The 25,853-nt window shown below is 67.3% G+C and carries 30 protein-coding genes and 1 riboswitch; of the genes, 19 read left to right on the forward strand and 11 right to left on the reverse strand.

Annotation, left to right across the window (positions count from 1 at the left end; genetic code table 11):
* The 3 genes from QUV35_RS17145 to QUV35_RS17155 form a co-directional block, all read left to right on the forward strand.
* The coding region (locus tag QUV35_RS17145; RefSeq protein WP_300876876.1) for a helix-turn-helix domain-containing protein at positions 1-388 on the forward strand (388 nt) is incomplete at its 5' end.
* Between the two features lie 147 nt (positions 389-535).
* Positions 536-1,237, forward strand: coding sequence for a Crp/Fnr family transcriptional regulator (locus QUV35_RS17150; RefSeq protein ID WP_300876879.1), 702 nt, complete (start codon positions 536-538; stop codon positions 1,235-1,237).
* Between the two features lie 134 nt (positions 1,238-1,371).
* The gene (locus QUV35_RS17155) at positions 1,372-1,920 is read left to right on the forward strand and encodes a ferritin-like domain-containing protein (protein ID WP_300876881.1); all 549 of its coding nucleotides are present in this window, start codon (positions 1,372-1,374) and stop codon (positions 1,918-1,920) included.
* Positions 1,921-1,947: 27 nt separating this feature from the next.
* Here QUV35_RS17155 and QUV35_RS17160 read toward each other — a convergent pair whose 3' ends face one another.
* The gene (locus tag QUV35_RS17160) at positions 1,948-2,097 is read right to left on the reverse strand and encodes a hypothetical protein (protein ID WP_300876883.1); all 150 of its coding nucleotides are present in this window, start codon (positions 2,095-2,097) and stop codon (positions 1,948-1,950) included.
* Between the two features lie 469 nt (positions 2,098-2,566).
* Between QUV35_RS17160 and QUV35_RS17165 the strand changes: the two genes are divergently transcribed.
* Positions 2,567-3,286 (forward strand): Crp/Fnr family transcriptional regulator, encoded by a 720-nt coding sequence (locus tag QUV35_RS17165; protein ID WP_300876886.1) that lies wholly within the window; start codon positions 2,567-2,569, stop codon positions 3,284-3,286.
* 34 nt (positions 3,287-3,320) lie between these two features.
* Here the strand turns inward: QUV35_RS17165 and QUV35_RS17170 are convergent, their stop codons facing one another.
* Positions 3,321-3,575, reverse strand: coding sequence for a CsbD family protein (locus QUV35_RS17170; protein WP_300876889.1), 255 nt, complete (start codon positions 3,573-3,575; stop codon positions 3,321-3,323).
* A gap of 173 nt (positions 3,576-3,748) precedes the next feature.
* Here QUV35_RS17170 and QUV35_RS17175 point away from each other — a divergent pair, with 173 nt between their 5' ends.
* The 3 genes from QUV35_RS17175 (at position 3,749) to QUV35_RS17185 (ending at position 6,488) form a co-directional block, all read left to right on the forward strand.
* Positions 3,749-4,171 carry a DUF4398 domain-containing protein gene (locus QUV35_RS17175; RefSeq protein WP_300876892.1) on the forward strand — a complete coding sequence of 141 codons (423 nt, stop codon included), beginning with the start codon at positions 3,749-3,751 and terminating at the stop codon, positions 4,169-4,171.
* 17 nt (positions 4,172-4,188) lie between these two features.
* Entirely contained in the window at positions 4,189-5,100 is a 912-nt protein-coding gene (locus QUV35_RS17180; protein WP_300876894.1) for an OmpA family protein, read from the forward strand.
* Positions 5,101-5,189: 89 nt separating this feature from the next.
* The gene (locus QUV35_RS17185) at positions 5,190-6,488 is read left to right on the forward strand and encodes a cation:proton antiporter (RefSeq protein ID WP_300876897.1); all 1,299 of its coding nucleotides are present in this window, start codon (positions 5,190-5,192) and stop codon (positions 6,486-6,488) included.
* Here QUV35_RS17185 and QUV35_RS17190 read toward each other — a convergent pair.
* The 4 genes from QUV35_RS17190 to QUV35_RS17205 are packed head-to-tail and all read right to left on the reverse strand — an operon-like array spanning position 6,479 to position 9,515.
* Positions 6,479-7,396, reverse strand: a complete 918-nt coding sequence (locus QUV35_RS17190) for a thiamine phosphate synthase (RefSeq protein WP_300876900.1) — start codon at positions 7,394-7,396, stop codon at positions 6,479-6,481. The genes QUV35_RS17185 and QUV35_RS17190 overlap by 10 nt on opposite strands.
* A complete protein-coding gene (locus tag QUV35_RS17195) occupies positions 7,393-8,199 on the reverse strand; it encodes a thiazole synthase (protein ID WP_300876903.1) in 807 nt (268 codons plus the stop codon). The genes QUV35_RS17190 and QUV35_RS17195 overlap by 4 nt, the downstream gene beginning before the upstream one ends.
* Positions 8,200-8,221: 22 nt before the next feature.
* A complete protein-coding gene (gene thiS, locus QUV35_RS17200) occupies positions 8,222-8,419 on the reverse strand; it encodes a sulfur carrier protein ThiS (protein WP_300876906.1) in 198 nt (65 codons plus the stop codon).
* A gap of 7 nt (positions 8,420-8,426) precedes the next feature.
* The gene (locus QUV35_RS17205) at positions 8,427-9,515 is read right to left on the reverse strand and encodes an FAD-dependent oxidoreductase (RefSeq protein WP_300876908.1); all 1,089 of its coding nucleotides are present in this window, start codon (positions 9,513-9,515) and stop codon (positions 8,427-8,429) included.
* A 32-nt stretch (positions 9,516-9,547) separates the two neighbouring features.
* Between QUV35_RS17205 and thiD the strand changes: the two genes are divergently transcribed.
* Positions 9,548-10,399, forward strand: a complete 852-nt coding sequence (gene thiD / locus QUV35_RS17210) for a bifunctional hydroxymethylpyrimidine kinase/phosphomethylpyrimidine kinase (protein WP_300876910.1) — start codon at positions 9,548-9,550, stop codon at positions 10,397-10,399.
* A gap of 20 nt (positions 10,400-10,419) precedes the next feature.
* Here the strand turns inward: thiD and QUV35_RS17215 are convergent, their stop codons facing one another.
* Both QUV35_RS17215 and QUV35_RS17220 read right to left on the reverse strand, forming a co-directional pair.
* Positions 10,420-11,739 (reverse strand): cytosine permease, encoded by a 1,320-nt coding sequence (locus QUV35_RS17215; protein ID WP_300876913.1) that lies wholly within the window; start codon positions 11,737-11,739, stop codon positions 10,420-10,422.
* A 71-nt stretch (positions 11,740-11,810) separates the two neighbouring features.
* A riboswitch (TPP riboswitch) is annotated at positions 11,811-11,919 on the reverse strand.
* Positions 11,920-11,981: 62 nt separating this feature from the next.
* Entirely contained in the window at positions 11,982-12,929 is a 948-nt protein-coding gene (locus QUV35_RS17220; RefSeq protein WP_300876916.1) for a LysR family transcriptional regulator, read from the reverse strand.
* 73 nt (positions 12,930-13,002) lie between these two features.
* Here QUV35_RS17220 and QUV35_RS17225 point away from each other — a divergent pair, with 73 nt between their 5' ends.
* Genes QUV35_RS17225 through fba form a run of 6 tightly spaced genes read left to right on the forward strand, consistent with a single transcriptional unit; the run spans position 13,003 to position 19,518 of the window.
* Positions 13,003-13,713 carry an HAD-IA family hydrolase gene (locus QUV35_RS17225; RefSeq protein WP_300876919.1) on the forward strand — a complete coding sequence of 237 codons (711 nt, stop codon included), beginning with the start codon at positions 13,003-13,005 and terminating at the stop codon, positions 13,711-13,713.
* Positions 13,714-13,748: 35 nt separating this feature from the next.
* Entirely contained in the window at positions 13,749-14,840 is a 1,092-nt protein-coding gene (locus QUV35_RS17230) for a class 1 fructose-bisphosphatase (protein WP_300876922.1), read from the forward strand.
* 30 nt (positions 14,841-14,870) lie between these two features.
* Entirely contained in the window at positions 14,871-15,755 is an 885-nt protein-coding gene (locus QUV35_RS17235; RefSeq protein ID WP_300876925.1) for a phosphoribulokinase, read from the forward strand.
* An 18-nt stretch (positions 15,756-15,773) separates the two neighbouring features.
* The gene (gene tkt, locus QUV35_RS17240) at positions 15,774-17,786 is read left to right on the forward strand and encodes a transketolase (protein ID WP_300876927.1); all 2,013 of its coding nucleotides are present in this window, start codon (positions 15,774-15,776) and stop codon (positions 17,784-17,786) included.
* Complete coding sequence (locus QUV35_RS17245) at positions 17,783-18,454, forward strand: HAD-IIIA family hydrolase (RefSeq protein WP_300876930.1); 672 nt, start codon at positions 17,783-17,785, stop codon at positions 18,452-18,454. Before tkt ends, QUV35_RS17245 begins: the two co-directional genes overlap by 4 nt.
* Positions 18,455-18,480: 26 nt before the next feature.
* Positions 18,481-19,518, forward strand: coding sequence for a class II fructose-bisphosphate aldolase (gene fba / locus QUV35_RS17250; protein WP_300876932.1), 1,038 nt, complete (start codon positions 18,481-18,483; stop codon positions 19,516-19,518).
* A 52-nt stretch (positions 19,519-19,570) separates the two neighbouring features.
* Here fba and QUV35_RS17255 read toward each other — a convergent pair whose 3' ends face one another.
* The 3 genes from QUV35_RS17255 to QUV35_RS17265 form a co-directional block, all read right to left on the reverse strand.
* Positions 19,571-20,188 carry a c-type cytochrome gene (locus QUV35_RS17255; protein WP_300876934.1) on the reverse strand — a complete coding sequence of 206 codons (618 nt, stop codon included), beginning with the start codon at positions 20,186-20,188 and terminating at the stop codon, positions 19,571-19,573.
* Between the two features lie 67 nt (positions 20,189-20,255).
* Positions 20,256-21,533 (reverse strand): NAD(P)/FAD-dependent oxidoreductase, encoded by a 1,278-nt coding sequence (locus tag QUV35_RS17260; RefSeq protein ID WP_300876936.1) that lies wholly within the window; start codon positions 21,531-21,533, stop codon positions 20,256-20,258.
* 12 nt (positions 21,534-21,545) lie between these two features.
* Complete coding sequence (locus QUV35_RS17265; RefSeq protein WP_300876939.1) at positions 21,546-21,848, reverse strand: c-type cytochrome; 303 nt, start codon at positions 21,846-21,848, stop codon at positions 21,546-21,548.
* A gap of 230 nt (positions 21,849-22,078) precedes the next feature.
* Here QUV35_RS17265 and soxC point away from each other — a divergent pair, with 230 nt between their 5' ends.
* The 5 genes from soxC to soxZ all read left to right on the forward strand — a co-directional run bounded on the left by soxC (position 22,079) and on the right by soxZ (position 25,811).
* Entirely contained in the window at positions 22,079-23,422 is a 1,344-nt protein-coding gene (gene soxC / locus QUV35_RS17270) for a sulfite dehydrogenase (protein ID WP_300876942.1), read from the forward strand.
* 11 nt (positions 23,423-23,433) lie between these two features.
* A complete protein-coding gene (locus tag QUV35_RS17275) occupies positions 23,434-24,492 on the forward strand; it encodes a c-type cytochrome (RefSeq protein ID WP_300876944.1) in 1,059 nt (352 codons plus the stop codon).
* A gap of 102 nt (positions 24,493-24,594) precedes the next feature.
* On the forward strand, positions 24,595-24,933 hold the full coding sequence (locus tag QUV35_RS17280; protein ID WP_300876946.1) for a c-type cytochrome: 339 nt from the start codon (positions 24,595-24,597) through the stop codon (positions 24,931-24,933).
* A 47-nt stretch (positions 24,934-24,980) separates the two neighbouring features.
* Entirely contained in the window at positions 24,981-25,436 is a 456-nt protein-coding gene (gene soxY / locus QUV35_RS17285; RefSeq protein ID WP_300876948.1) for a thiosulfate oxidation carrier protein SoxY, read from the forward strand.
* 63 nt (positions 25,437-25,499) lie between these two features.
* The gene (soxZ, locus tag QUV35_RS17290) at positions 25,500-25,811 is read left to right on the forward strand and encodes a thiosulfate oxidation carrier complex protein SoxZ (RefSeq protein WP_300876951.1); all 312 of its coding nucleotides are present in this window, start codon (positions 25,500-25,502) and stop codon (positions 25,809-25,811) included.
* Positions 25,812-25,853: the final 42 nt, after the last annotated feature.

Raw genomic sequence — 25,853 nt, forward strand, 5'->3', positions numbered from 1 at the left:
CATGGCGTCAATGTCGCATGTCCCGTGCCAACGGGGAGGTTGTGCAGACCTTCCCCAGGCGCTGATGGCGCAGATGAGCCAGACCGCCGTGTGCAACCGTCACCATTCGCTGGATCAGCAACTCAGCCGCTGGCTGCTGCGCAGCCTGGACCGCCTGCATGGCAACGACCTGGTGATGACGCAGGAACTGATTGCCAACATGCTCGGCGTGCGCCGCGAAGGCGTCACCGAAGCGGCGCTCAAACTGCAGGCTGCCGGTCTGATCCGGTATGCGCGTGGGCACATTTCCGTGCTGGACCGAGAGGGCCTGGAGCACCGCACCTGCGAGTGTTACCGGGTGGTGAAAAAGGAATACGACCGTTTGTTGCCTGCGTGCGAGGCGAGTTGAAGTGACCGCTGCGGTCTTTCTATGGTGAGAGACCGTTTTTCTGCCCTGAAAGGTCCATAGTCGGGCTGGGATCGCCGGGCAACCTGCCCGTGCGACCCGCATGAGTTCGCCCTGGGAGGGGTTTCGCTTGTGTACCGAGCGGACTCCATGTCAAACACCCAAAACCAGCTCATCGAACGCCTGCCCAAGGGCGTCCAAAAGCGCTTCCTGGCGCGCTGCGAACCGTTCAAACTGGTGCTGTCGGCCGAGCTGAGCGTGCGCGACACCCTGCTCACCCACGCCTACTTTCCCATCACCGGGTTCATCTCGCTGGTGATCGACATCGACACCCACCCCCCGCTGGAGGTGGGCATGGTCGGGCGCGAGGCGATGCTGGGTTCCGAACTCGTGCTCGGCCTGGCCAAAACGCCCTGGCGCGCGCTGGTGCAAGGTGCGGGCAGCTGCTGGCGCATCGAAGCCGGTGCGCTGCGCGACGCCATGAACGAGATGCCGGCTCTGCAGGGCGTGGTGCAGCGCAGCCTGCTGATCCGTTTGCACCAGCAGGCACTCGCCTCCGCCTGCGAGCGGTTCCACCCCATTGGCCAGCGGCTGGCGCGCTGGCTCCTCATGAGCCAGGACCGGGCACATGCCGACCATTTCCATGTCACGCAGGAATTCATCTCGTTGATGCTGGGCGTGCGCCGTGTGGGCGTGACGCAGGCCGCGAGCGATCTGCAGAACGACGGGCTCATCCAGTACACGCGCGGCGAGCTCAAGGTGCTGGATCGGGCCGGGCTGGAGGCCAGGGCCTGCAGCTGCTACGAGGCCGACAAGCTGTTGCACGACACGCTCATGGCCGCGAAGACCTGAGGGCGCAACGAGCGCCCCGGTGCACCGCGGCGTGGATGCACGCCGGTGATGTGTTCGCCAAAGCACCGACGCGGCCGGGATGAGCGCCGATGCTCGGAGGGTCAGCCCAAAACCCCAACCGATCGGACCACACCATGAACGCACCCTTGAAACCCCTGGACATCACGGCGCTGCGCCAGAGCGCACGCCAGCACATGGAAGAAGGCGCCGTGACCGCCGGCTACAGCGCCGACACGCAAGCCGTGATTGCCATGCTCAACGACGCCTTGGCCACCGAACTGGTGTGTGTGCTGCGCTACCGCCGCCACCACTTCATGGCCAGCGGCATCCATTCGCACGCCACGGCGGCCGAGTTCCTGGTGCATTCAAACGAAGAGCAGGGCCACGCCGACCAGCTGGCCGAGCGCATCGTGCAGCTCGGCGGTGAACCCGACTTTTCGCCCGACTCGCTCACCAAACGAAGCCACGCCGAGTACGTGGAAGGTGCCACGCTGACCGACATGATCCGCGAAAACCTCGTGGCCGAGCGCATCGCCATCGACAGCTACCGCCACGCCATCGAGTCGGTCGCAAGCGACGACCCGACCACGCGCCGCCTGCTCGAATCCATCCTCGCGGTGGAAGAGGAACACGCCGACGAACTGGCCGACCTGCTGACGCAGGTGCCTGCCCATTCCAGCTGAACCCCTCAGCCTGCCAAAAACCCCCGTTCAATCCCTGGACGCGACCCGGCCGACGGATCGTTGCGTGCCTCGCACCGCCCGGTCGATCGAGTCGGCGGCCACGATGGCGGTTCTTTCGCTGTCGGACCGCAGGGATGTGCCGGGCACGTGAGGGGTGGCGTGTGTGTTCGGGATCATGGTGGCGCCTGGTTGGGTCGTGGGGTGAGGGCGGTGTCGACAGGCGTGCCGGGCGCACAGCCCGCGGATGCCGCGGTGGACGTTGCGACCACAACAGCATCGCGGCGAAACAGCGTGTCCACAAGGCAGGCCACGGAGCTGTGCCCGTTGTCTGTTGCCGTTCCGGTGGCGAGCGCGCAGCGGTGGCCAGCGAAGCCACCAAACGGCGCCTGAACATTCCATGGCGGGCGTGACTCGCAGAGCGCCGACCGCAAGGGCATCTCGGCGGCGGGTCTGCGTGTGCAGCAAGGATGCAGGCCAATGAACCGGTCCCGGGCGGCCGATGGATGCCACCCTCAGAGGCAACGAGCGTTGGCGTCCTGTGTACGGAGATGAACATACAAGGCCGTCTGTGCGCCCTATGCTGGGCCACCAGATACCCAAGGTCCAGCCGCACTCCGCGCCGGGAGCCACACCGCAGGAACGCACGATGACCCAACCCGACAACCCACGCCAGAACCAGCTGCTGGCCTCACTGCCCGAGACCGAATGGCAACGCTGGAAGCCCCAGCTGGAGTTGGTCCAGTTGCCGCTGGGCAGGGTGTTGTGTGAGCCTGGCGAACAGCTGAAGCACCTCTATTTCCCCACCAGCGGGATCGTGTCGCTGCTCTATGTGCTCGACAGTGGTGCGACGGCGGAAATTGCGGTGGTGGGTCATGAAGGCGTGGTGGGCATTTCCATCTTCATGGGCGGGGGATCCACCCCCAGCCGTGCCGTGGTGCAGAGCGCCGGCATGGGCTACCGTCTGCCCGCCGAAGCCATCCACACCGAGTTCGATCGTGCTGGTCCGGCCATGCACCTGATGCTGCGTTACACGCAGGCCCTCATCACGCAGATGAGCCAGACCGCGGTGTGCAACCGCCATCATTCGCTGGACCAGCAACTCTGCCGCTGGCTGCTGCTCAGCCTGGACCGCCTGCCTGGCAACCAGCTGGTGATGACGCAGGAACTGATCTCCAACATGCTGGGCGTGCGCCGCGAAGGGGTGACCGAAGCGGCGCTCAAGTTGCAGGCCGCCGGGCTCATCCAGTACGTGCGCGGGCGCATCTCGGTGCTGGACCGCCCGAAGCTGGAGCAGCGCACCTGCGAGTGTTACCAGGTGGTGAAGCGGGAGTACGACCGGCTGCTGCCGGTCCGCGAGGCGAGCTGAATGACACGCCCCCGAAGCGGGGGCGGTTCGTCCATCAACGTGGGTGCTTGCTGCCGCCGTTGGCGTCGCTCGAGGCGTTCAGCCACGAATCGTCAGCGCTTTTCTCCCAGGCCTTCAGCTGTTCTTCGGCTGCGTCCTTGGCGATGCCGTAGCGTTCCTGGATCTTGCCGGCGAGCTGGTCGCGGTGGCCGGCCACCTGGGTCAGATCGTCGTCGGTGAGCTTGCCCCACTGCTGCTTGGCGCGGCCAGTGACTTGTTTCCAGTTGCCTTGAATGGTGTCCCAGTTCATGTGATGTCCTTTGGTTCAGGCGGCCATTGAAGAGGTGCACAAAGCGTGGCCGCCTGCGTTGTTTTTAGGCGCTGCATCCGTGAGGGTCTGTGCGGCACAGCACCGACCAGCGCAGTTCGTCCGTCCAAGCTCACGGCATGGCCACTTCGGCCAGCTCATCAGAAAGACGCTTCATGAACCACGCATTCACCCCCACCGTCCGAGCCCTGCCCGCAGATGGGCGTCCACAGGCGCTGCGCCTGCTCGCCCTCACGGTGCTGACGGCGCTCACGCTCTCGCTGATGGCCTGCGCCACCAGGATTCCTGCGCCCACACAGGAGATGGCTTTGTCGCGCGCCGCGATCGAAGCCGCCACGCGCGCCGGCGCCGCCGAATTGGCCCCCGCCGACCTGAACATCGCACGCCAGAAGCAGGCCATGGCCGACGTCGCCATGACGCAGGAGGCCCACGACCGCGCACTGCTGCTCTCCAACGAGGTGCTGGTGGATGCCCGGTTGGCCGAAGCCAAGGCCCGCAGCAGCCGCGCCACCCAGGCCGCCGGCGAACTGCGTGAAGACGGGCGCGTGCTGCGCCAGGAAATCAACCGCGCCCAATGACAACAACAGGAATGTCCATGAACACCATCCACCGATTCGCTCTCTCGCTCACCGCCCTGGCCGTCGTGGCCGGCTGCAGCACCACAACCCCGACCAACGTTCGGCTCGACCAGGCGCGCGAGGATTTCCGCACCGTGCAGGCCGATCCCCGTTCGCAGAACCAGGCGGCGGCCGAGCTGCGCCAGGCCACCGATGCGCTGAACGCCGCCAACATGGCATCGAACAACCGCGAAGACCTGGCCCAGGTGAACCATCTGGCCTATGTGGCCTCGCAGCGCGCCGCCATCGTGCGCGAAACGGTGAGATTCAAGACCGCCGAGATGAGCGTGGCCAATGCCGGCGCCGCCCGCACCAGCGCCCAGCTGGAGGCCCGCACGCTGCAAGCCGACGCCGCCCAGCGTGCCGCCGCCGAGGCCCAGCGTGCCGCGGCCGAAGCCCGGCGCAGCGCCAGCGCCGCCCGCACCGACACGGTGGAAGCCCAGCGCCAGGCGGCCATGGCCCAGGAGCGCAGCCGCATGCTGGAAGCGCGCATGGCCGAACTCAATGCCAAACAGACCCCGCGTGGCACCGTGGTCACGCTGGGCGACGTGTTGTTCGACGTGGACCGCTCGGCGCTGCGCCCGGGTGGCCTGCGCATGGTTGACCAGCTCGCCGAGGTGCTCAAGTCCGATCCGCAGCGCACCGTGCTGGTGGAAGGATTCACCGACAGCACCGGCGCCGATGCCTACAACCAGACCTTGTCCACCGAGCGCGCCGACGCGGTGCGCGTGGCCTTGATGAGCCGCGGCATCGCGTCCAGCCGGGTCGCCTCGCAGGGGTACGGCAAGGCCCATCCGGTCGGCTCGAACGCCAGCGCGGCCGGCCGCCAGATGAACCGCCGCGTCGAGATCGTGCTGTCGGACGAGAGCGGCCAGATCAAGGCCCGCTGAGAGCGCCTTGCACGGGCATCCCGTAAGCTCGTGGTTTACCGATCACGGCCGCCGCACCCCGCCGGGGGGCGGCGGCCTCATTGTTTTTCATGACCACTGCCCAATGGTTTCTGTTCGTGGGCGCGCTGCTGCTGTTCATGGGTGTCACGCCCACGCTGCTCAAGCGCCTGCCCGTCACGCCCGCCATGCTCTACCTCGCGGTGGGCCTGCTGATGGGCCCCACCGTGCTCGGCGTCTTCAACTTCAACCCCTTGAAGGAGTCGGCGCTGCTCGAGGTGCTGACCGAAGTGGCGGTGCTGATCTCGCTGTTTTCTGCCGGTGTGAAGATGCCGGTGCCGTTCAACTTTCGACAGTGGCGCGCGCCCTTGTTGCTGGCCAGCGTGTCGATGGTGATCACCGTGGGGCTGGTGGCGGCGTTCGGTGTCTGGGGCCTGGGCCTGCCGCTGGGGGCCGCGGTGCTGCTGGGCGCCATCGTGGCGCCCACCGACCCGGTGCTCGCCACCGAGGTGCAGAGCCGCCACCCCGGTGACCGCGACCAGTTGCGCTTCACGCTGACCTGCGAGGCCGGCCTCAACGACGGTTCCGCATTCCCCTTCGTGATGCTGGGGCTGGGCCTGCTCGGCCTGCACCAGCTGGGTGACAACGGCTTGCAGTGGGTGGCGGTGGACATCGTGTGGGCCACGACCGCCGGCATCGCCATCGGCGTGCTGTGCGGCGCGTTGCTGGCGCGCATGAGCTGGTGGTTGAGGGGTGCGCCGCAACGCCACGAGCTGCTGGATGATTTCCTCGGGCTGGGTCTCATCGGTGTGGTGTACGGCCTGAGCGAATGGGCGAACGCTTGGGGCTTTCTGGCCGTGTTCTTCGGCGCCGTGGCCCTGCGCCAGACCGAGGTGCTGCTGGCACGGCGGGCCCGCAGCGACGCTGCGGCCGAACCGACGGTGGCGGGAGAGCCTTCCCCGGTCGAGGCTGCGCCGGCGTCCACCGTGAGCGAGGGATCGCTGGTGTTCAAGGAACATGCGGAGCGGCTGTCCGAACTCGTGCTGGTGCTCTTGCTGGGGGGCTCGCTGTACCTCGATTCGTGGAGCTGGGCGGCGGTGGCGCTGGCGCTGTTCCTGTTCTTCGTGGCACGCCCGCTGAGTGTGTCCATCGGATTGCTGGGCACGCGCGTTGTCTCCCCGGTGCGCGGCATGACCGCCTGGTTCGGCGTGCGCGGCATCGGCTCGCTGTACTACCTCATGTACGCCATCCAGCACGGCCTGCCGGAAGACACGTCGATCCAGCTGATGCAGCTCACGCTCATCGTGGTGACGCTCTCCATCGTGCTGCACGGCATCAGCGTGAAGCCGCTGATGCACCTGGTGTGGGAGCGCGGGCGCCCTCAGGGCTGACGAAGTGCCGCGTTCCAGGCGGCCACTTCGGCCTCCGGATCCACCGCGCCCATGAGCGCACGCACCACACCGACCGAGCCCACGCCGCTGGCCAGCACGGCCGGCAGGGCCGCCCGGTCGATGCCGCCGATGGCCACGAGCGGGTGGTCGCGCATCAGCGCCGAGTACATGGCCAGACGGCCCGGGCCCTGTGGCGCGGTGGCCATCTGCTTGAGCGTGGTGGGAAACACCGCGCCCAGGGCGATGTAGCTCGGGCTGTGCTGGTCGGCGATCAGCATCTCGGCATAGCCGTGGGTGCTCAGGCCCAGGCGCAGGCCGGCGTCCTTGATGGCGGCCAGACCGGCCGGCGTCATGGCCTGCAGGTCTTCCTGGCCCAGGTGCACGCCGTAGGCGCCGGCTTCGATCGCGAGCTGCCAGTGGTCGTTGATGAACAGGCGCGCGCCCGTGCCCTGCACACCGGCGACCGCCGCCATGACCTCGGCGCGCACCGAAGACGCATCGCCCGACTTGAAGCGCAGCTGCACCGTGGGCACGCCGGCCCTGGCCATGCGGATGGTCCAGGCGGCGTCGGGCATCACCGCATACAGGCCCAGTGCCTGGGGGCAGGGCGCAAAGGCGTTTTCGCGGGGCCGGGGCGCCATGCCGAAGTCGACCGGCTCGACCGGCCACTGGCCGGGGTGGAACTCACCGGTGCGCATCGACTGCCTGGACCAGGCCTGCGCCAGGCAGAACGCGTCGGCCGGCACAAAACCCAGCTGGTGGCCGGCCTGCAGGGCAGCGGCGAACACGAGGTCGTCGGTGTCGCCCTTGAGGGCCTGTGCGCCGGGCGCCAGCGGCAGGCCCAGCGCGTTGCCATGGGCCTGCACGATGGACTGCGCCATCGCCATCACGTTCATGTCCTGGTTCATGGGTGGTGCCAGAAAGGGGTGCCGAGCACGGGGGTACTGGGTTGGGCGCTGTCTTGCGGCTGCATCGCGCCCGAGCGCCAGGCGGCGCGGCCGGCACGCACGGCGTCGGCAAACGCACCGGCCATGTCCACCGGCGACTGGGCCAGTGCCACCGCGGTGTTGAGCAGCACGGCGTCAAAGCCCCACTCCATCACGGTGCAGGCGTGTGACGGCAGGCCGAGTCCGGCGTCCACGATCAGGGGCACCTTCAGGCGTTCGCGCAGCAGGCGCATGGCGTACGGGTTGACGGGCCCCCGGCCGGTGCCGATGGGTGCGGCCCAGGGCATCACCGCCTGGCAGCCCACATCGACCAGGCGCTGGCACAGCACCAGGTCTTCGGTGCAATAGGGCAGCACCTTGAAGCCGTCGTCGATCAGCTGGCGCGCGCAGTCCACCAGGTTGAGCGTGTCGGGTTGCAGGCTGTAGTCGTCGCCGATGAGTTCGAGCTTGATCCACGGCGTGTTGAACACCTCGCGCGCCATCTGCGCGGTGGTGATGACCTCCTGTGCGCTGTGGCAACCGGCGGTGTTGGGCAGCACCGGCACGGCCAGTTCCTGCAACAGTTTCCAGAACGCCGCACCGGCCTCGGGCTGCACCGCGCCCTGGCGCCGCAGCGAGGCGGTGAGCATGGCGGGCCGCGCGCGCAGCACCGCCGCTTCGAGCGTGGCGGGCGAGGGGTAGCGCGAGGTGCCAAGCATCAGGCGGCTCTGGAACAACTCGCCATACAGCACCAGCGGGTCGTCGTTCGTGAGGGGGGTGGTCATGTCCATGGTGTTGTCGGCTGCTTCAGCCGCCGGTGATGGGGGCAATGATCTCGACGCGGTCGCCCTCGGCCAGCACATGCTGTGCGTAATTGCCGCGCGGCACGAACGCCAGGTTGACCGCCGCCGCGAACACGGCCGGTGGCTCGCACACGCGCAGCGCATCGGCCAGCGTGGCGCCCTCGGGCAGTTCGCGCGGTTGTTGGTTGATCAGGACGTTCATGGGGTGTTCATTGGGCGGGGTGCAGGAGCGACAGGCCCCATTGTCCGGCCAGCGCCGAGGCGCCATTGTCCATCGCCTGCAGGGCGGCATCGAGCAGCGCCGGTGCGATCAGGAAGCCGTGGCGGTACAGGCCGTTGATCTGCATGCGCCGCGGTGCGTCCAGGCGGATTTCGGGCAGGTTGTCGGGCAGGGTGGGGCGCAGTTGCACCGCCATCTCGATGATGCGCGCCTCGCCGAACCCGGGGTGCACCGTGTAGGCCGCGCTCAGCAGCTCCAGCGTGGAGCGCACGCTCGCCGGTGACAGGTCGTCGGACTCGATTTCGGTGGCGCCGATGACGAACATGCCGGCCGCCTTCGGTGCAATGTAGAGCGGGTAGCGCGGGTGCAGCAGCCGCGTGGGACGCGACAGGCTCACGCCCGGCGCGTGCACGCGCGCCACCTCGCCGCGCACGCCGCGAAGCTGGCTCCATTGCGCCTGGGCGCCAAGGCCACGGCAGTCGAACAGCCAGGCAGCCGGGCCCGGGTCCACCTCGTCGGGTGTGCGCGGGCTGTTCCAGTGCACCGTCACACCGAGCACCTGCATCTGGTGCGCGAGTGCGGCCAGCAGCTCGCGGTTGTCGAGCTGGCCTTCCTCGGGCAGGTACAGGCCTTGCGCGAAGCGGTGTTCGAGCGCGGGCTCCAGCGCGGTCAGTTCGGCGGCGTTCAGGCGCTGTGCGCGCGGCAGCGAGGGCAGGGCGGCGGTGGTGCGCGTGAGCTGGCCCGAGAAACGCTCGGCCTCGGCGGCGTCCTGCCGGTGCCACAGCACGATCGTGCCGCTTTGCTGGAAGAACACCGGCTGCGCCAGCTCACCCAGCAGTTGCGGCCAGCGCAGCAACGCGTGCTGGCCCATGCGCACCACCGGCAGTTCGGTCACTGCCGACTCGGCCAGGGGAGCGAGCATCGCTGCGGCCACGCGCGCGGCGGCGTTTTCGGCCAACGGGCCTCCAGCGTCGAACACCTCGACCCGGTGACCGCGCTGCGCCAGCGCGCAGGCGAGCAGCCGACCCATGAGGCCGGCGCCCAGCACGATGGCGGTGGAATTGCGGGCGATCGTCATGCAAGTCCTCCAGCGCTGCCAGAATCCGGGTCATGTCCCATCCCGCACCCCACCCCAACCGTCGCTACACGCGTGTCCTGTCCATCGCCGGCTCCGACAGCGGCGGGGGAGCCGGCATCCAGGCCGACCTGAAAACCTTTGCCGCGCTGGGCTGCTACGGCATGACGGCGATCACCGCACTGACCGCGCAGAACACGCTGGGCGTGAGCGCCATCCACGGCGTGCCGCCCGAGATGCTGAAGGCGCAGCTGTGCGCCGTGTTCGACGACATCGGTGTGGACGCCGTGAAGATCGGCATGCTGCACGCGCCCGACATCGTGCGCACGGTGGCGTGGGCGCTGAAGCACCACGGTGTGAAACAGATCGTGCTCGACCCGGTGATGGTGGCGACTTCCGGCGACGCGCTGATCACCCCGCCGACCGTGCAGGTGCTGGTCAACGAGCTGTTTCCGCTGGCCACCGTGATCACCCCCAACCTCGACGAGGCCGCCCTGCTGCTCGGGCGCCCGATCCAGGCCGCAGGCGAACTCGAGGCGGCCGCGCGCGAACTGCTGGCCATGGGCGCCAGGGCCGTGTTGCTCAAGGGCGGGCACCTGCCGGGCGACGAGGTGGCCGACCTGCTGGTCACCGGTGACGGCCCGGTGCACCGCTTTGCGTCGCGGCGCATCGCCACCCGCAACACGCACGGCACGGGTTGCACCTTGTCGTCCGCCATCGCCTCGTACCTGGCGCTCGGCGAGCCGCTCGAGCAGGCCGTGGCCCTGGCCCGTGGCTACATCCTGCAGGCCATCGAGCAGGGTGCCGACGTGGTCACCGGCGCCGGCCACGGCCCGTTGAACCACGGGTTCGCGCCGCAACCCCAGCGCAAGAGCGTCCGCGCTTGATGCGCCGCACGGCTTGAACATCAGGCCCGTGCCGGGGTGAGGCCCACGTGGCGCGGCCTTGACAGCGCAGCCAGCACGAAAGTGAGGGCCAGCGTGGGCAGGGCCGAGCCCAGGTCGGGCGCATACTGCTTGAGCAGGTGGTAGCAGGCAATGCCGCTCACCCACACCGCCGCCGCGCTCCAATCCACCGCGCGCTCGCTCACGCCCGGCACCACCCGTCCGCTGCCCAGCCGCCCCAGGATCACGCCGTACAGCGGCACGAACACCGAACTCAGCAGCAGCAGGAAGGGCTCGATCGCATGGATCGGCAGGAACAGCGCCAGCACCGTGCAGCCCGCTGCAAAGGCCAGGCCCGCGCTTTTGATGCTCCAGCGTGGCTGCAGGCTGTGCACCGACACCGCGCCCGAGTGGGCGTCGCCGTAGGCGTTGTCCATCTCGTCGAGCAGGATCAGGCCGAGCGCGATCAGGCCACCCTGGGCCAGCAACAGGGCCGCCACCAAATTGGTGCCCGGCTCCACCGTGCTCACCACCAGCACGCCCAGCGCATAGCACCACATGTTGGCCAGCGCATAGCCCAGCCAGGTGCCGCCCAGCGTGGTGCCGGTGCGCCTGCCGTGGCGCGCGTAGTCGGCCACCAGCGGCAGCCACGACACCGGCATCGCGATCACCAGGTCCATGGCCGAGAACAGGCCCATGCCGCCGGTGCCCGGGCGGCTCCAGAAGGCGTCGAAACCCTGCGCCTGCAGCCGCGTGCCGAACTGCCAGGTGAGCCAGATCAGCGAGGCGATCACCAGCGGCAGGCCGAAGCGGCTGACGAACTTGCGCACCAGCTTGAGCATCGAGCCGGCCATGAGCGCCACCAGCACAGCGCCCCAGAGCAGGGTGGCGAGCACCTTGCCGCCGGTGCCGTCGAGCAGGCCGCCGGGCTCGCTGCCCAGGGCCTGCTTCAGGATGGCCACCGTGCCCTCCTGCATGATCACCAGCTCGAAGGTGGTCCAGCCGATCAGCTGGGCAATGTTGAGCAGCACCGGCAGTCGCGCAAAGGCGCTGCCGTAGGTGGCGTGCATCAGGCCGGCGCTGGCCAGCCCGGTCTGGCAACCCAGGCGCGCCGTCCAGGCCAGCAGGCCCGCGCCGATGAGCGAGCCCAGCACGATGGCGATCAAGGCCGTCTGCGTGCCCACCGCGGGCACCAGGTAGGCGCCGATCTGCATGACGAGCAGACCCGTGCCCAGGCTGAACCAGAGCGCGGCGTGTTCATGGAAGTGAAAAACCCGATCGGCCTGCGGCACGGGGGTCAGGGCCAGATTGGCCGGGGCGGACTGCGAACGGTCGGATGCCATCAAATTGCTCCATGCAAGTTGTGGCAGGTGGGCGGGGCCGCAAGGCACCGGATGCGCGAATGGCGTCGGTGGCATTTGCCGGCCTGCTTCCCTGCGCGAGGATTACCTCAATCAGGTTCAAAGGGACTTTCTCAGTCGCTCCCGGGGCAAGACCCCGGGGCAACACCCCTAGCGGATGTGCCTTGCGGCACGAGGGGGAGTATACGAGTGCCGATCGCGCGCAACCGCAGAGCGCGGGATCTTCAGCCCGGACCCGCTGGAACGAGCCGCATGAAGCGGCCGTATTCGTCGGCCAGAAAGCCCTCTGCCCGCTCCAGCATGAAGTAGCGGAACGACTCGGCCGCGGGGGAGAGCAGCTTGGACAGGGTGTGCACCACGTTCCAGCCGCGCAGCACCGGGCTGCCTTCCACATCGAGGATCGCGATCAGCTGGTGCTCGAGTTCCAGGCCGATGGTGTGCAGCGACAGGAAGCTGATGCCCATGCCGGCCATCACCGCCTGCTTGATGGTCTCGTTGCTGGACATCTCCATCACCACGCGCGGCTCGGTCTGCGAGCGCTCGAGGAACTGCTCGAGCGCCGCGCGGGTGCCCGAGCCGCGCTCGCGCAGGATGAAGCCGTAGGCCTTGAGCGAATCCACCGTCGGGTGGCCGACCTTGAGCAGCGGGTGGTCGGTCGGGGCCACGAACACATGGGGGTGCGCGGCGAAGGGTTCGGCCCGCGTGGCCAGTTCGGTGGGTGGGCGACCCATGATGGCGATGTCCACCTCGTTGCCCTGCAGCATCTTCACCAGCTGCTCGCGGTTGCCCACGGCCAGCTTGATCTCGATGCCCTCGTGGTCGCGCTGGAATTCCGCCAGCAGGCGCGGCAGGAAATATTTCGCCGTGCTCACCATGCCGATGGTCAGCGTGCCCACCTCCAGGCGCTGCAGCCGCGCGGCGGCGTCCTCGGCGTCCTTGAGCGTGGCCAGCACCTTGCGGGCGTACACCAGCATGTACTCGCCCGCCGTGGTCAGCGAGACCTGGCGCCCGCGCCGGTCGAACAGGGGCAGCCCCACATGGCCTTCGAGTTCCTTGATCTGCATGGTCACGGCCGGCGGCGTGAGGTGCAGCACCTCCGCGGCGCGTGCAAAGCTGAGGTGGCGCGCGACCTCGTTGAACACGCGAAGCTGGCGGAAGGTGGCGTTCTTCATTCAGGTTTCACTTAATCGAAATTCAATGAAATGTGAATTTACCTTATTTGACGCGGTCCCTACAGTGGACCGCATGCTCAACGCCCTGATCTTTGATGTCGACGGAACCCTGGCGGACACGGAAAGCGTGCACCTGGCCGCTTTCAACCATGCCTTCGACACGGAGGGACTGGGCTGGCACTGGGACACCGCGCTCTACACCCGCCTGCTGGAGATTTCCGGCGGCAAGGAGCGCATGCTGCACCATTGGCGCAGCCTGCAACCCGATCTGACCGAGCTCGGTGGTGGCGCGGTGCAGGCCACCATCGACCGGTTGCACGAACTCAAGACCGCGCACTACGAGGCCGCCGTGCGCGCCGGTGCGGTGGAACTCCGCCCGGGTGTGCTGGCGCTCATGAACGAGGCGCGCGCCCAGGGCCTGCAGCTCGCGATCGCGACCACCACCTCGCCGGTGAACATCGCCGCCTTGCTGCGCAACGCCATCGGGGCGGACTGGCGCAGCCACTTCCTGGCGATCGGCGACGCGTCGTCATCCCCGGTCAAGAAGCCCCATCCGCAGGTGTACCTGCAGGTGCTCGCCGACATGGGCCTGCCGGCCTCGCAGTGCCTGGCTTTCGAGGACTCGGCCAACGGGCTGCGCTCGGCCACGGCCGCCGGGCTGCGCACCATCATCACGCCCAACAGCTTCACCGCCCACCACGATTTCAGCGGCGCCCTGCGTGTCGTGCCCGACCTCGGTGGCGTCGGCCTGGCCCAGCTGCGTCAATGGCATGCCCGGGGCTGAGCCCGACCGATCACAAAGACAACGAGAAATCCACCATGCCCCTGTCCAAACGCTCCACCCTGACCCAGTTCCTGATCGAGGAACGGCGCCGCTTCCCCCAGGCCAGTGGCGACTTCAACGCGCTGATTCTCGACGTGGCGCTGGCCTGCAAGGCCATCGCGCGCAGCGTGGCCTTTGGCGCGCTCGGCGACATGCTGGGCAACTTTGGCGGCGGCGACAGCGTCAACGTGCAGGGCGAAACGCAGAAGAAGCTCGACGTGATCAGCAACGAGATGTTCATTCGCGCCAACGAATGGGGCGGCCACCTCGCGGGCATGGCTTCAGAAGAAATGGACCAGCCCTACCCGATCCCGCGCGAGTACCCGCGCGGCAAGTACCTGCTGGTGTTCGACCCGCTCGATGGTTCGAGCAACATCGACGTGAACGTGTCGGTGGGCAGCATCTTCAGCGTGCTGCGCGCGCCCCAGTCCGTGCTGGACGAAGGCCGCGACGTGACGGTGCAGGATTTCCTGCAGCCGGGTGCCTTGCAGGTGGCAGCGGGTTACGCGCTCTACGGCCCGACCACCATGTTCGTGCTCACCGTGGGCAGCGGCGTGTACGGCTTCACGCTCGACCCCAACCTCGGCGAATTCAAGCTCACGCACCCGCACATCCGCATTCCCGAAGACACGCACGAGTTCGCGATCAACGCTTCCAACAGCCGCTTCTGGGAGGCTCCGGTCAAGCGTTACGTGGACGAGTGCCTGGCCGGCAAGACCGGGCCCCGCAGCAAGGACTTCAACATGCGCTGGATCGCCAGCATGGTGGCCGAGGCGCACCGCATCCTGATGCGCGGCGGTGTCTTCATGTACCCGCGCGACACCAAGGACGCCAGCAAGCCCGGGCGCCTGCGCCTGCTCTACGAAGCCAATCCGGTGGGCATGCTGATCGAGCAGGCGGGCGGGCGAGCCAGCACCGGGCGCGAGCCGGTGCTCGGCGTGCAGCCCACCGAGCTGCACCAGCGCATCGGCCTGGTGTTCGGCTCGAAGAACGAGGTCGAACGCATCGAGCGCTACCACCGCGAACCGCAGGCCTTCAAGGGCGACAGCAACCCGCTGTTTGCCGAGCGCTCGCTGTTTCGCGACTGACAGACCCACAACAACAACCGAGGAGACATCATGTCGGAGCGTCACCCCATCATCGCCATCACCGGATCCAGCGGTGCCGGCACATCCACCGTCACGCGGACCTTCCAGAACATCTTTCGCCGCGAAGGCGTGTCGGCCGCGATCATCGAAGGCGACAGCTACCACCGCTTCGACCGCAAGGAGATGAAGCTGAAGATGGCCGAGGCCGAGAAGGCCGGCAACCTGAACTTCAGCCACTTCGGCGCCGAGTCCAACCTGTTCGACGAGATCGAAAGCCTGTTCAAGACCTACAGCACCACCGGCACCGGCAAGAGCCGCAAGTACCTGCACAACGCCGAGGAAGCCGCGCCCTACCAGCAGGAGCCAGGCACGTTCACCGCCTGGGAGCCCCTGCCCGAGAAGACCGACATGCTGTTCTACGAAGGTCTGCACGGTGCGGTGGTCACGCCCGAGGTGGATGTGGCGCAGTACCCCGACCTGCTGGTGGGCGTGGTGCCGGTGATCAACCTCGAGTGGATCCAGAAACTCTGGCGCGACAAGAACATGCGCGGCTACAGCGCCGACGCGGTGACCGACACCATCCTGCGGCGCATGCCCGACTACGTGAATTACATCTGCCCGCAGTTCCAGCACACGCACGTGAACTTCCAGCGCGTGCCGATCGTGGACACCAGCAACCCCTTCATCTCGCGCGACGTGCCCACCGCCGACGAAAGCATGGTGGTGATCCGTTTTGCCAAGCCCAAGGGCATCGACTTCCAGTACCTGCTCAACATGATCAACGGTTCCATGATGAGCCGCGCCAACACCATCGTGGTGCCCGGCGGCAAGATGGAACTGGCGATGCAGCTGATCTTCACGCCCTTCATCTGGCGCATGGTCGAAAGAAAAAAACGCGCTGTCGGTTTGGTCTGAAGCGGCGTGGAGAACAACATGAAGAACCCCTCTCCCGAACTCGCCCGCCAGATGGCCAATGCGATCCGCATGCTGGCGGTGGACGCGGTGCAGCAGGCGAACTCCGGCCACCCCGGTGCGCCCATGGGCATGGCCGACATTGCCGAGGTGCTGTGGAACCGCCATCTGCGCCACAACCCGGCCCATCCGCACTGGCCCGACCGCGACCGCTTCGTGCTGTCCAACGGCCACGGTTCGATGCTGATCTATGCGCTCCTGCACCTCACCGGCTACGACCTGCCGATGAGCGAGTTGAAGAACTTCCGCCAGCTGCACAGCAAGACCGCCGGCCACCCCGAGGTGGGTGTCACCCCCGGTGTGGAGACCACCACCGGTCCGCTGGGTCAGGGCATCAGCAACGCCGTGGGCATGGCACTGGCCGAGAAGCTGCTGGCCAGCGAATTCAACCGGCCCGGCCATTCGGTGGTGGACCACTTCACCTACGCGTTTCTGGGCGACGGTTGCCTGATGGAGGGCATCAGCCACGAAGCCTGTTCGCTCGCCGGCACGCTGCGCCTGTCGAAGCTGGTGGCGTTCTACGACGACAACGGCATCTCGATCGACGGCCACGTCGAAGGCTGGTTCACCGACGACACGCCCAAGCGCTTCGAAGCCTACGGCTGGCACGTGATCCCCACCGTCGACGGGCACGACCCCGAGGCGGTGGAGCGTGCGCTGATCGCCGCCATCGAACAAGGCCGCCGCAGCGATGGCAAACCCACGCTGATCTGCTGCCAGACCGTGATCGGACAGGGCTCGCCCAACAAGGCCGGCACCCACGACGTGCACGGCGCCGCGCTCGGGCCGGCCGAGGTGCAGGCCACGCGCGACGCGCTGGGCTGGACCGCCGCACCCTTCGAGGTGCCGGGCGACGTGGCGCGGGCCTGGCACGCGGTGGACCGCGGTCAGGCCATGGAGGCCGAATGGCAGCAGCGCTTCGACGCCTACCGGGCGGCGTTTCCCGGCGAGGCGGCGGAGTTCGAGCGCCGCATGGCCGGTGAGCTGCACGCCGGCTTTGCGCCCGCACTGGCCAGTGTGTTCGAAGGGGTGGCCGCCAGGACCGACGCGGTGGCCACGCGCAAGGCCAGCCAGAACGCGCTGGACGCGCTCAACACCCTGGTGCCCGAGTTCTTCGGCGGCAGCGCCGACCTCACCGGCTCCAACCTCACCAACTTCAAGGGCTGCGTGAAGGCCGGGCGCGACCAGTGGGGCAACCACATGAGCTACGGCGTGCGCGAGTTCGGCATGGCGGCCATCATGAACGGCATCGCGCTGCACGGCGGCTACATCCCGTATGGCGGCACCTTCCTCACCTTCAGCGACTACAGCCGCAACGCCATCCGCATGGCCGCGCTCATGAAGCTGCGCGTCATTCACGTGTTCACCCACGACAGCATCGGCCTGGGTGAAGACGGCCCGACGCACCAGTCGGTGGAGCACGTGCCCAGCCTGCGCCTGATACCGCAGCTCGACGTGTGGCGCCCGGCCGATGGCCTGGAGACCGCCGTGGCCTGGGCCTGCGCCATTGAGCGCCGCGACGGCCCCACGGCGTTGTGCCTGTCGCGCCAGAACCTGCCGCGCCTGACCGATGCGTCCCTGGCACAGAAGATCCGCCTGGGTGGCTATGTGCTGGCCGAGGGGGCCCACCCCAGGGCCGTGATCGTGGCCACCGGTTCCGAGACCTCGCTGGCCATGGAGGCGCAGCAGGCACTGGCCGCACAAGGCATCAGCACCCGTGTGGTGTCCATGCCCTGCACCAGCGTGTTCGACCGGCAGCCGCGCAGCTACCAGGACAGCGTGCTGCCGCTGGACCTGCCCGCTGTCGCGGTGGAAGCCGCACACCCCGATTTCTGGCGCAAGTACGTGGGTCGCACCGGCGCGGTGGTGGGCATCGCCAGCTTCGGCGAGTCGGCCCCGGCCAAGGCGCTGTACGCCCATTTCGGCATCACCACCGAGCGTGTTTGCGACGCGGTCAAGGGTCTGCTCGCATGACGCGCGCCTTCGACCTCATCCTCTTCGACCTCGACGGCACGCTGATCGAGACCGCGCCGGAAATCGCCGACGCGGTCAACGACACGCTGGTGCAGTTCGGCCTGCCCGCGGTGACGCAGACTCAGGTGAACGACTGGATCGGCCACGGCACGCGCGAGCTGCTGATCTCGGCCCTGGCCGACCGCCGCCACACCACCACCGATGCGGTGCGCCACGGTGCCGATTTCCCCACCATCGAGGCCGCGTTCGGTGGGCACTACCAGCAGCGCTGCGGCACGCGCAGCCACCTCTACCCGCTGGTGCGTGAAACCCTGCAGGTGCTCAGGGACGCGGGCGTGAAGCTGGTCGTGGTGACCAACAAGGAAGGGCGCTACACCCAGACCGTGCTGGACGCGCACCAGCTCGCGCCGATGTTTCACCGCGTGATCAGCGGCGACACGCTGCTGGTGAAAAAACCCAACCCGGCCGCCGTGCACGACTGTCTGGCGCGCTTCGGCGTGACGGCCGACCGCGCGCTCTTCGTGGGCGACTCGTCGATCGACGTGGCCACCGCACGCAACGCCGGCGTGGCGGTGTGGGCGCTGCCCTATGGCTACAACATGGGCGAGCCCATCGAGGCCTGCAACCCCGACCGCGTGATCGCCGACTTTTCCGCGCTGTTGAACTGATTCCCCCGACTTCCGAAAGAACCCCCATGGCCCTCATTGCGCTTCGCCAACTGCTCGACCACGCCGCCGAACACCACTACGGCGTGCCTGCTTTCAACGTCAACAACCTGGAGCAGATCCAGGCCATCATGCAGGCGGCCGACGCGAGCAACGCGCCGGTGATCCTGCAGGCCAGCGCCGGCGCGCGCAAATACGCCGGCGAGCCCTTCCTGCGCAAGATGGTCGAAGCCGCCATCGAGATGTACCCGCACATTCCCATCGTCATGCACCAGGACCACGGCGCCACGCCGGCGGTGTGCCAGCAGTCGATCCGCAGCGGCTTCAGCAGCGTGATGATGGACGGCTCGCTGAGGGAAGACGCCAAGACCCCCGCGAGCTACGACTACAACGTGGCCGTCACGCGCGAGGTGGTGAAGTTCTCGCACGCGGTGGGCGTGTCGGTGGAGGGTGAACTCGGTTGCCTGGGTTCGCTGGAAACCGGCGAGGCCGGCGAAGAAGACGGCGTGGGCGCCGAGGGGCACCTCACGCACGAGCAGATGCTGACCGACCCGCAGCAGGCCAAAGACTTCGTGGCGCAGACCGGTGTGGACGCACTGGCCATTGCCATCGGCACCAGCCACGGCGCCTACAAGTTCACCCGCCCGCCCACCGGCGACATCCTGGCCATGGACCGCATCGTCGCGATTCATCAGGCCATTCCCAACACGCACCTGGTGATGCACGGCTCGAGCAGCGTGCCGCAGGAGTGGCTGGCCATCATTCGCGAGCACGGCGGCGAGATCAAGGAAACCTATGGCGTGCCGGTGGAGGAAATCGTGCGCGGCATCCGGAGCGGCGTGCGCAAGGTCAACATCGACACCGATATCCGCCTGGCCATGACCGGCGCCATGCGCCGCACCATGGCAAAGAACCCGGGCGAGTTCGACCCGCGCAAGTTCTTCAAGGACGCGACCGTGGCCGCCAGAGACATCTGCCAGGCCCGCTTCCAGGCCTTCGGCTGCGCCGGCATGGCCGGCAAGATCGTGCCGCTGCCGCTGGAGAAGATGATCGCGCGCTACGCCTGATGCGGTCGGTCGCGGGTTGACGCCACTGCGGGCTGCGGGTGCTGCGCGCGCCTCACTTGCTGCTGAGGTACTCGGCCACGGCGGCCATCTCGAGCTCGGTCATCTTGTCTGCCACGGCGTGCATCACCGCGTTGTCGGTGGTGCGCTCGCGTTTGCCGAACGACTTGAGCTGGTTGTGCAGGTAGCCCGAGAACTGGGTGGCCAGGCGGGGCAGGGTGGCGGTGCCTTCGCCCGCGGTGCCGTGGCAGGCGGCGCAGGCCGGCACGCCGCTGTACTTGTTGCCGTTGTGATAGACGTAGCGGCCCATGGCCGCGAGCTGCGGGTCCTTGGCTTCCTCGCGCGGCAGGCTCATTTTTTCGTAGTACTTGCCCAGCGCCAGCATTTCGTCGGGCGTGAGCCGCGCCACCATGTCGGCCATGGCGGTGCTCTTGCGCTGGCCCGACTTGAAGGCCTCGAGCTGGCGCGCGACATAGCCGGCGTGCTGTCCGGCCAGGCGTGGAAACGCCTCGCTGGTGGACTCGCCGTTGGCGCCGTGGCACAGGAAGCACGAGCCGCCGGCGATCTTTTTGGCGCGCGCTTCATCGGCCTGCGCCCACGCAGCGCCGCTGCCCAGCAGGGTGGTGATGGCAATCGCCAGCAGTCGCGTGCGGGCTGGTGACGGGAACTTCATTGCATGACCTCAAACGGATATTCAACCGCGAAAAACGCCCTGGCCTGGGCCAGGGCGTGCCTTGGGATCAGGCCAGTGTGTCGGCCCAGATGTTGCGCGCCCAGGCCAGGGCGTAGCGACCTTCGAGTTCGTTGGCCGCGCTGGAGACACCGCCCGAGCCGGGCACGGTCAGCATGGTCTTCTTCTCGGCGTCGTACCGGTGCACGCTGGCCACGTGCACCACGTCTTCGGCGGTCACGAAGCTGTAGCAGGTGTTGGCGTAGATCGGCAGCGACGGCGGCTCCTTGCCCTGCAGCAACGAGACCACGGCGGCCGCGCAGGTCTTGCCGTGCTGGTTGGCCATGTGGCCCGACTTGGGCATGGCGGGTGCAATCTGGATGGCGTCGCCCAGCACGTGGATGTTCTTGTGGGCCTTCGATTCGAAGGTCAGGAAGTCCACCTCGCACCAGCGGGCGTTGGCCGTGGCCAGGCCGGTCTTCACCGCGATGTCGCCGGCGCGCATGTTCGGAATGACGTTGGCCACACCGGCCTTGAAATCGTCGTTGAATTCGAACTTCAGCGTGTTGGTGGCTGCGTCCACGGCCACCACCTTGTGCTTGGGCCGGTAGTCGATCATGCCCTTGTAGTGCTCGTCCCAGGCCTTCATGAACAGGCCTTTCTTCGAGGTGATGTCGTCGTTGGCGTCGAAGATCACGACCTTGCTTTTCGGCTTGGCCTTCTTGAAGTAGCTCGCCACCATGCAGGCGCGCTCGTAGGGGCCGGGCGGGCAGCGGTAGGGCGCCAGCGGAATCGACAGCGCGTACACGCCGCCGTCGGGCATGGCTTCGAGCTGGCGGCGCAGCGCCACGGTCTGCGGGCCGGCCTTCCAGGCGTGCAGCACCTTGTCGGCGGCACCTGGCTTGGCCATGCCGGGGATGGAATCCATCATGAAGTCGATGCCGGGCGAGACGATGAGGCGGTCGTAGGGCAGCTCGCCGCCGCTGGCCAGTTTCACCGTGCGCTTGACCGGATCGATGCTGGCCACCATGTCGCGCACCAGCTTGACGCCGTGACGACGGCTCAGGTTGTCGTAGGGCGTGGTGATGTCGGCCATGGTCTTGTGACCGCCGATCACCAGGTTGGAGATGGGGCAGGAGATGAACGAGGCATTGGGCTCGATCAGGGTCACCTCGATGCTCTGGTCGGAGAACATGCGCACATATTTGGCGGCGGTGGCACCCCCGTAACCGCCTCCGACCACGACCACCTTGGCACCGCTGCCGGTGGTGGCGCAGCCGGACACGAGGCCCAGACCGGCAAGCGCCGAGCCGGCGCCCAGAGACTGTACGAATTGACGACGTTTCATGGTGTGTCCTCCTTATTTCTTCTGCGAGGCAAAGTAGCCCGAGATCTGCGCGAGCTGCTCATCGGTGTAGCCCTTGGAGAGCTGGTGCATGAGGGTCGCGGGCTTGCGGCCGGACTTGAAGTCCAGCAGCTTTTGCAGCATTTCATCCTTGTCCTTGCCGGCCAGGGACTCCATGCCGGGCTCGGCGCGCCCGTTGGTGCCGTGGCAGTTGGCGCAGGCCGCTGCCCACACCTTGATCTGGTTGACCTGGGCCTGCGCCCCGAAGGCGGCGGCGCCCAGCACACCGGCCACCAGCCATTTCATCGAAATACCCATCGTCGTCTCCAAAGGATGGTTGAAGGAAGTTGCATCCAAAACTGTAGCAGCCACTTGAAACACAACGGGTTCGAGGTGATGTCAGTCGGGTGTGCCGTATCGTAACGGCCTGCGTTTTCGGGCGCCAACACATGAAAACCCTGCTGGGGTTTCTACCTATCCAAATATCAGCAAACACTAATACAGTTGCATGTATCGACGCGGCCCGGCCGCCGAAAGGAACCCATTTGATGCCGCCCAACCTGAACGACGTGATCGGACGAGTGCTGCCCGCACCCGAGAACCACCTGAGTGCCGACAAGCTGGAGCTGGCCCGCAAGGCTCGGCGCAGCTTCATGGGCAAGGCCCTGGCCATGGGTGCCGGCGTCGCCGCCAGCGCCACCGCGGCCACCCGTGCGGTGGCGGCCGAGGGCGAGGACGCCATCCTCAAGCTGCCCGCCCACACCACCGGCCTGGGGCAGGGCGTGGTCACCGAAGGTTATGGCAAGCCCAGCCAGTGGGAGGCCAACCTGCAGCGCCGGGAAAGCCCCGGTCTCACCCGGGTGCCGCAGGCCTCGGTGAGCTTCACGCCGCTGCAAGGTCTGTTCGGCATCATCACGCCCAGCGGCCTGCATTTCGAGCGCCACCACCAGGGCTGGTGGGACATCGACCCCACCAAGCACCGCCTCATGGTCAACGGCCTGGTCAAGCGCGAACGCGTCTTCACCATGGACGACCTGATGCGCCTGCCCAGCGTGTCGCGCATCCATTTCATTGAATGCGGTGCCAACTCGGCGCCCGAATGGGGCAACGTGGCCCTGCCGTCGGTGCAGTACACGCACGGCATGGTGAGCTGCTGCGAGTTCACCGGCGTGCTGCTCTCGACGCTGCTGGAGATGTGCGGCGTCGACAAAAAGAAGGGCAAGTTCGTGCTGGCCGAGGGCGCCGACGGCTCGTCCATGACGCGCACCATCGCCCTGGACCGCGCCATGGACGACTGCATCGTGGCCTGGGCCATGAATGGCGAGATGCTGCGCCCGGAAAACGGCTATCCGCTGCGCCTGGTGGTGCCGGGCATCCAGGGGGTGAGCTGGGTGAAGTACCTGCGCCGCATCGAAGTGGGCGACCAGAAGTACGCGACGAAGGACGAGGCCATCCACTACATCGACCACATGCCCGACGGCACGCACCGCCAGTACACCGGCATCCAGGAATGCAAGAGCGTGATCACCACGCCGTCGGGCAGCCAGACGCTGCTCGACAAGGGCTACTACAACGTGACGGGGCTGGCCTGGTCGGGCCGGGGCACCGTGAAGCGGGTGGACGTGAGCGTGGACGGCGGACGCAACTGGCGCACCGCCCGGCTCGAGGGCCCGGTGTTGCCCAAGGCGCTCACCCGTTTCAACATCGACTGGGTGTGGGACGGCAAGCCCGCCGTGCTGCAAAGCCGTGCGATCGACAGCACCGGCTACGTGCAGCCGAAGATCAACCAGCTGCGTGCGGTGCGCGGCACCCGTTCGGTGTATCACCAGAACGCAATCCAGTCGTGGCGCGTCGCCGAAAACGGCGAAGTCTCGAACGTTCAAGTGTTTTGATGAGGCCCGCGATGCGAACCCTGACCTTTCTTGCCGCGGCACTCATCTCGGGCGCCGCCTGGGCGCAAACCCCACCCTGGCACGACCTGGGCAGAGACGCCACCAAGGCCGAGGTGCAGGCCTGGGACATCGATGTGCGTCCCGACTTCAAGGGCCTGCCCAAGGGAGCGGGCAGCGTGGCCCTGGGCGAGCGCGTGTGGGAAGCGCAGTGCGCGTCCTGCCACGGCAGCTTCGGTGAGTCGAACGAGGTGTTCACCCCGATCGTGGGCGGCACCACCAAGGCCGACATCGAGCGTGGCCGGGTGAAGAACCTGGAGCCGGGCAGCACCTTCCCGCAGAAGACCACCATGATGAAGGTGGCCACCGTCTCCACGCTGTGGGACTACATCAACCGCGCCATGCCGTGGAACGCGCCGAAGTCGCTCAAGCCCGACGAGGTGTACGGCGTGCTGGCCTACATCCTGAGCCTGTCCGAGGTGGTGCCGGCCGATTTCACGCTGAGCGACCAGAACATCGCCGACGTGCAAAAGCGCATGCCCAACCGAAACGGCATGGTGTTCCACGAACCGCTGTGGAAGGTCGATGGCAAGGGTGACGTGAAGAACGTGGCCTGCATGAAGGACTGCCCGACGGAGGCAACCATCCGCTCGTTCCTGCCCGACTTCGCGCGCGACGCGCACGGCAACATCCAGGAGCAGAACCGGGTGATCGGCCCGGTGCGCGGTGCCGACACGACCCAACCCCCGCCCAAGGCGCCGGTGGGCAGCGGCCCCAAGCCTGCTGCGGTGGTGGTTGCTGCTGCCAAACCCGCCGGCGGTGATGTGAAGGCCCTGCTCGCGGCCAACAGCTGCACCGCCTGCCACGGCATGGCGCAGAAGATCGTCGGCCCCGGCTTCACCGAAATTGCCGCCAAGCACAAGGGCAAGGAACGGCTGGAGGCCTATCTCGCCACCAAGATCCGCGAAGGCGGCGTGGGGGTGTTCGGCGCGGTGCCCATGCCGCCCCAGGCGCAGCTGAGCGCGGCCGACGCCGACACCATCGCCAAATGGATTGCCGCCGGCGCGAAGTGAAGGCCTGCGAAAGCGCTGCTTTTCCGAGCGCATGAACGCCTGCTTAAATATTTGCATTTACTCGTATTCCCCATGATCAGTTTGAACAGGAGTGCTTAACCTATGACGATGTTTTCCCATTCGCTGCTTGCCGTGGCCCTGCTGGCCCTGACCAGCAACGCCGCCTTCGCTCAAAACGCTGCGGCGGCCAAGGCACTCGCTTCCAAGAACGCCTGCCTGGCCTGCCACGCGGTGGACAAGAAGCTGGTGGGCCCGTCCTACAAGGACGTCGCCGCCAAACACAAAGGCCAGGCCGATGCCCTCGAAAAGGTGGCCGCCCGCATCAAGTCGGGCGGGTCCGGCATCTATGGCCCGGTGCCGATGCCGGCCCAGGCCCAGTTGAAAGACGACGAACTCAAGCTGCTGGCAGGGTGGATCCTGGCCGGCGCACCCGATCAGTGACCCCGCCCGTACACTTTCGCCCTTTCCTCATTTCTCAGGAGCCCCCCATGAACAACTCACGCCGCGTCGCCCTCAAGACCACCGGGGCATTCGCCACGCTGGTGTCGCTGGGCCTCATCTCGCAGAGCCAGGCGCACGCCGCCATGGACCGCGCCGGTTTTGATGTCAAATCCATGGCCGATGCGGTCAAAGCCCTCGGTGGCACCGCCGCCAACAGCGACCAGATCACCGTGGTCGCGCCCGACATTGCCGAAAACGGTGCCGTGGTGCCGGTGGGCGCTGTCAGCAAGCTGCCCAACACGACCGAGATCTACCTGATCGTCGAGAAGAACCCCACGCCCATGGCCGCCGGTTTCAAGATTCCCGCCGGCACCACCGCCGACGTGCAGACCCGCCTGAAGATGGGCCAGAGTTCCAACGTCTTCGCCGTGGTCAAGGCCGACGGCAAGCTGTTCTCGGCCTTCAAGGAAACCAAGGTCACGCTCGGCGGTTGCGGCGGCTGATCGCCCCGACACGCCCGACCTCATTCCCACACCCATTCACCCACCGAATTCCAGGAGTCCACCATGGCTGATCCGATGCGCATCCGCGCCGCTGTTGCTGGCGACGAAACCACCGTCCGCGTGCTCATGTCCCACATCATGGAGCCGGGCACCCGCAGGGACGCTGCCGGCGCCCTCATTCCCGGCCACTACATCAAGGATGTGGAAGCCACCCACAACGGCAAGGTCGTGCTCGAGGCCGCTTTCAGTGGCGCCGTGTCGCAGAACCCTTTCCTGTCGTTCAAGTTCAAGGGCGGTGCCAAGGGCGACAAGGTGGTGGTGAAGTGGACCGACAACAAGAACGACACCCGCACCGATGAAGCCGTGATCGCTTGATCCCTCCCTGCTGCCTGACGTGAACCACCCCTGCCGCGCTGC

The organism is Hydrogenophaga sp. (assembly GCF_030373225.1).
GTDB lineage: Bacteria > Pseudomonadota > Gammaproteobacteria > Burkholderiales > Burkholderiaceae_C > Hydrogenophaga.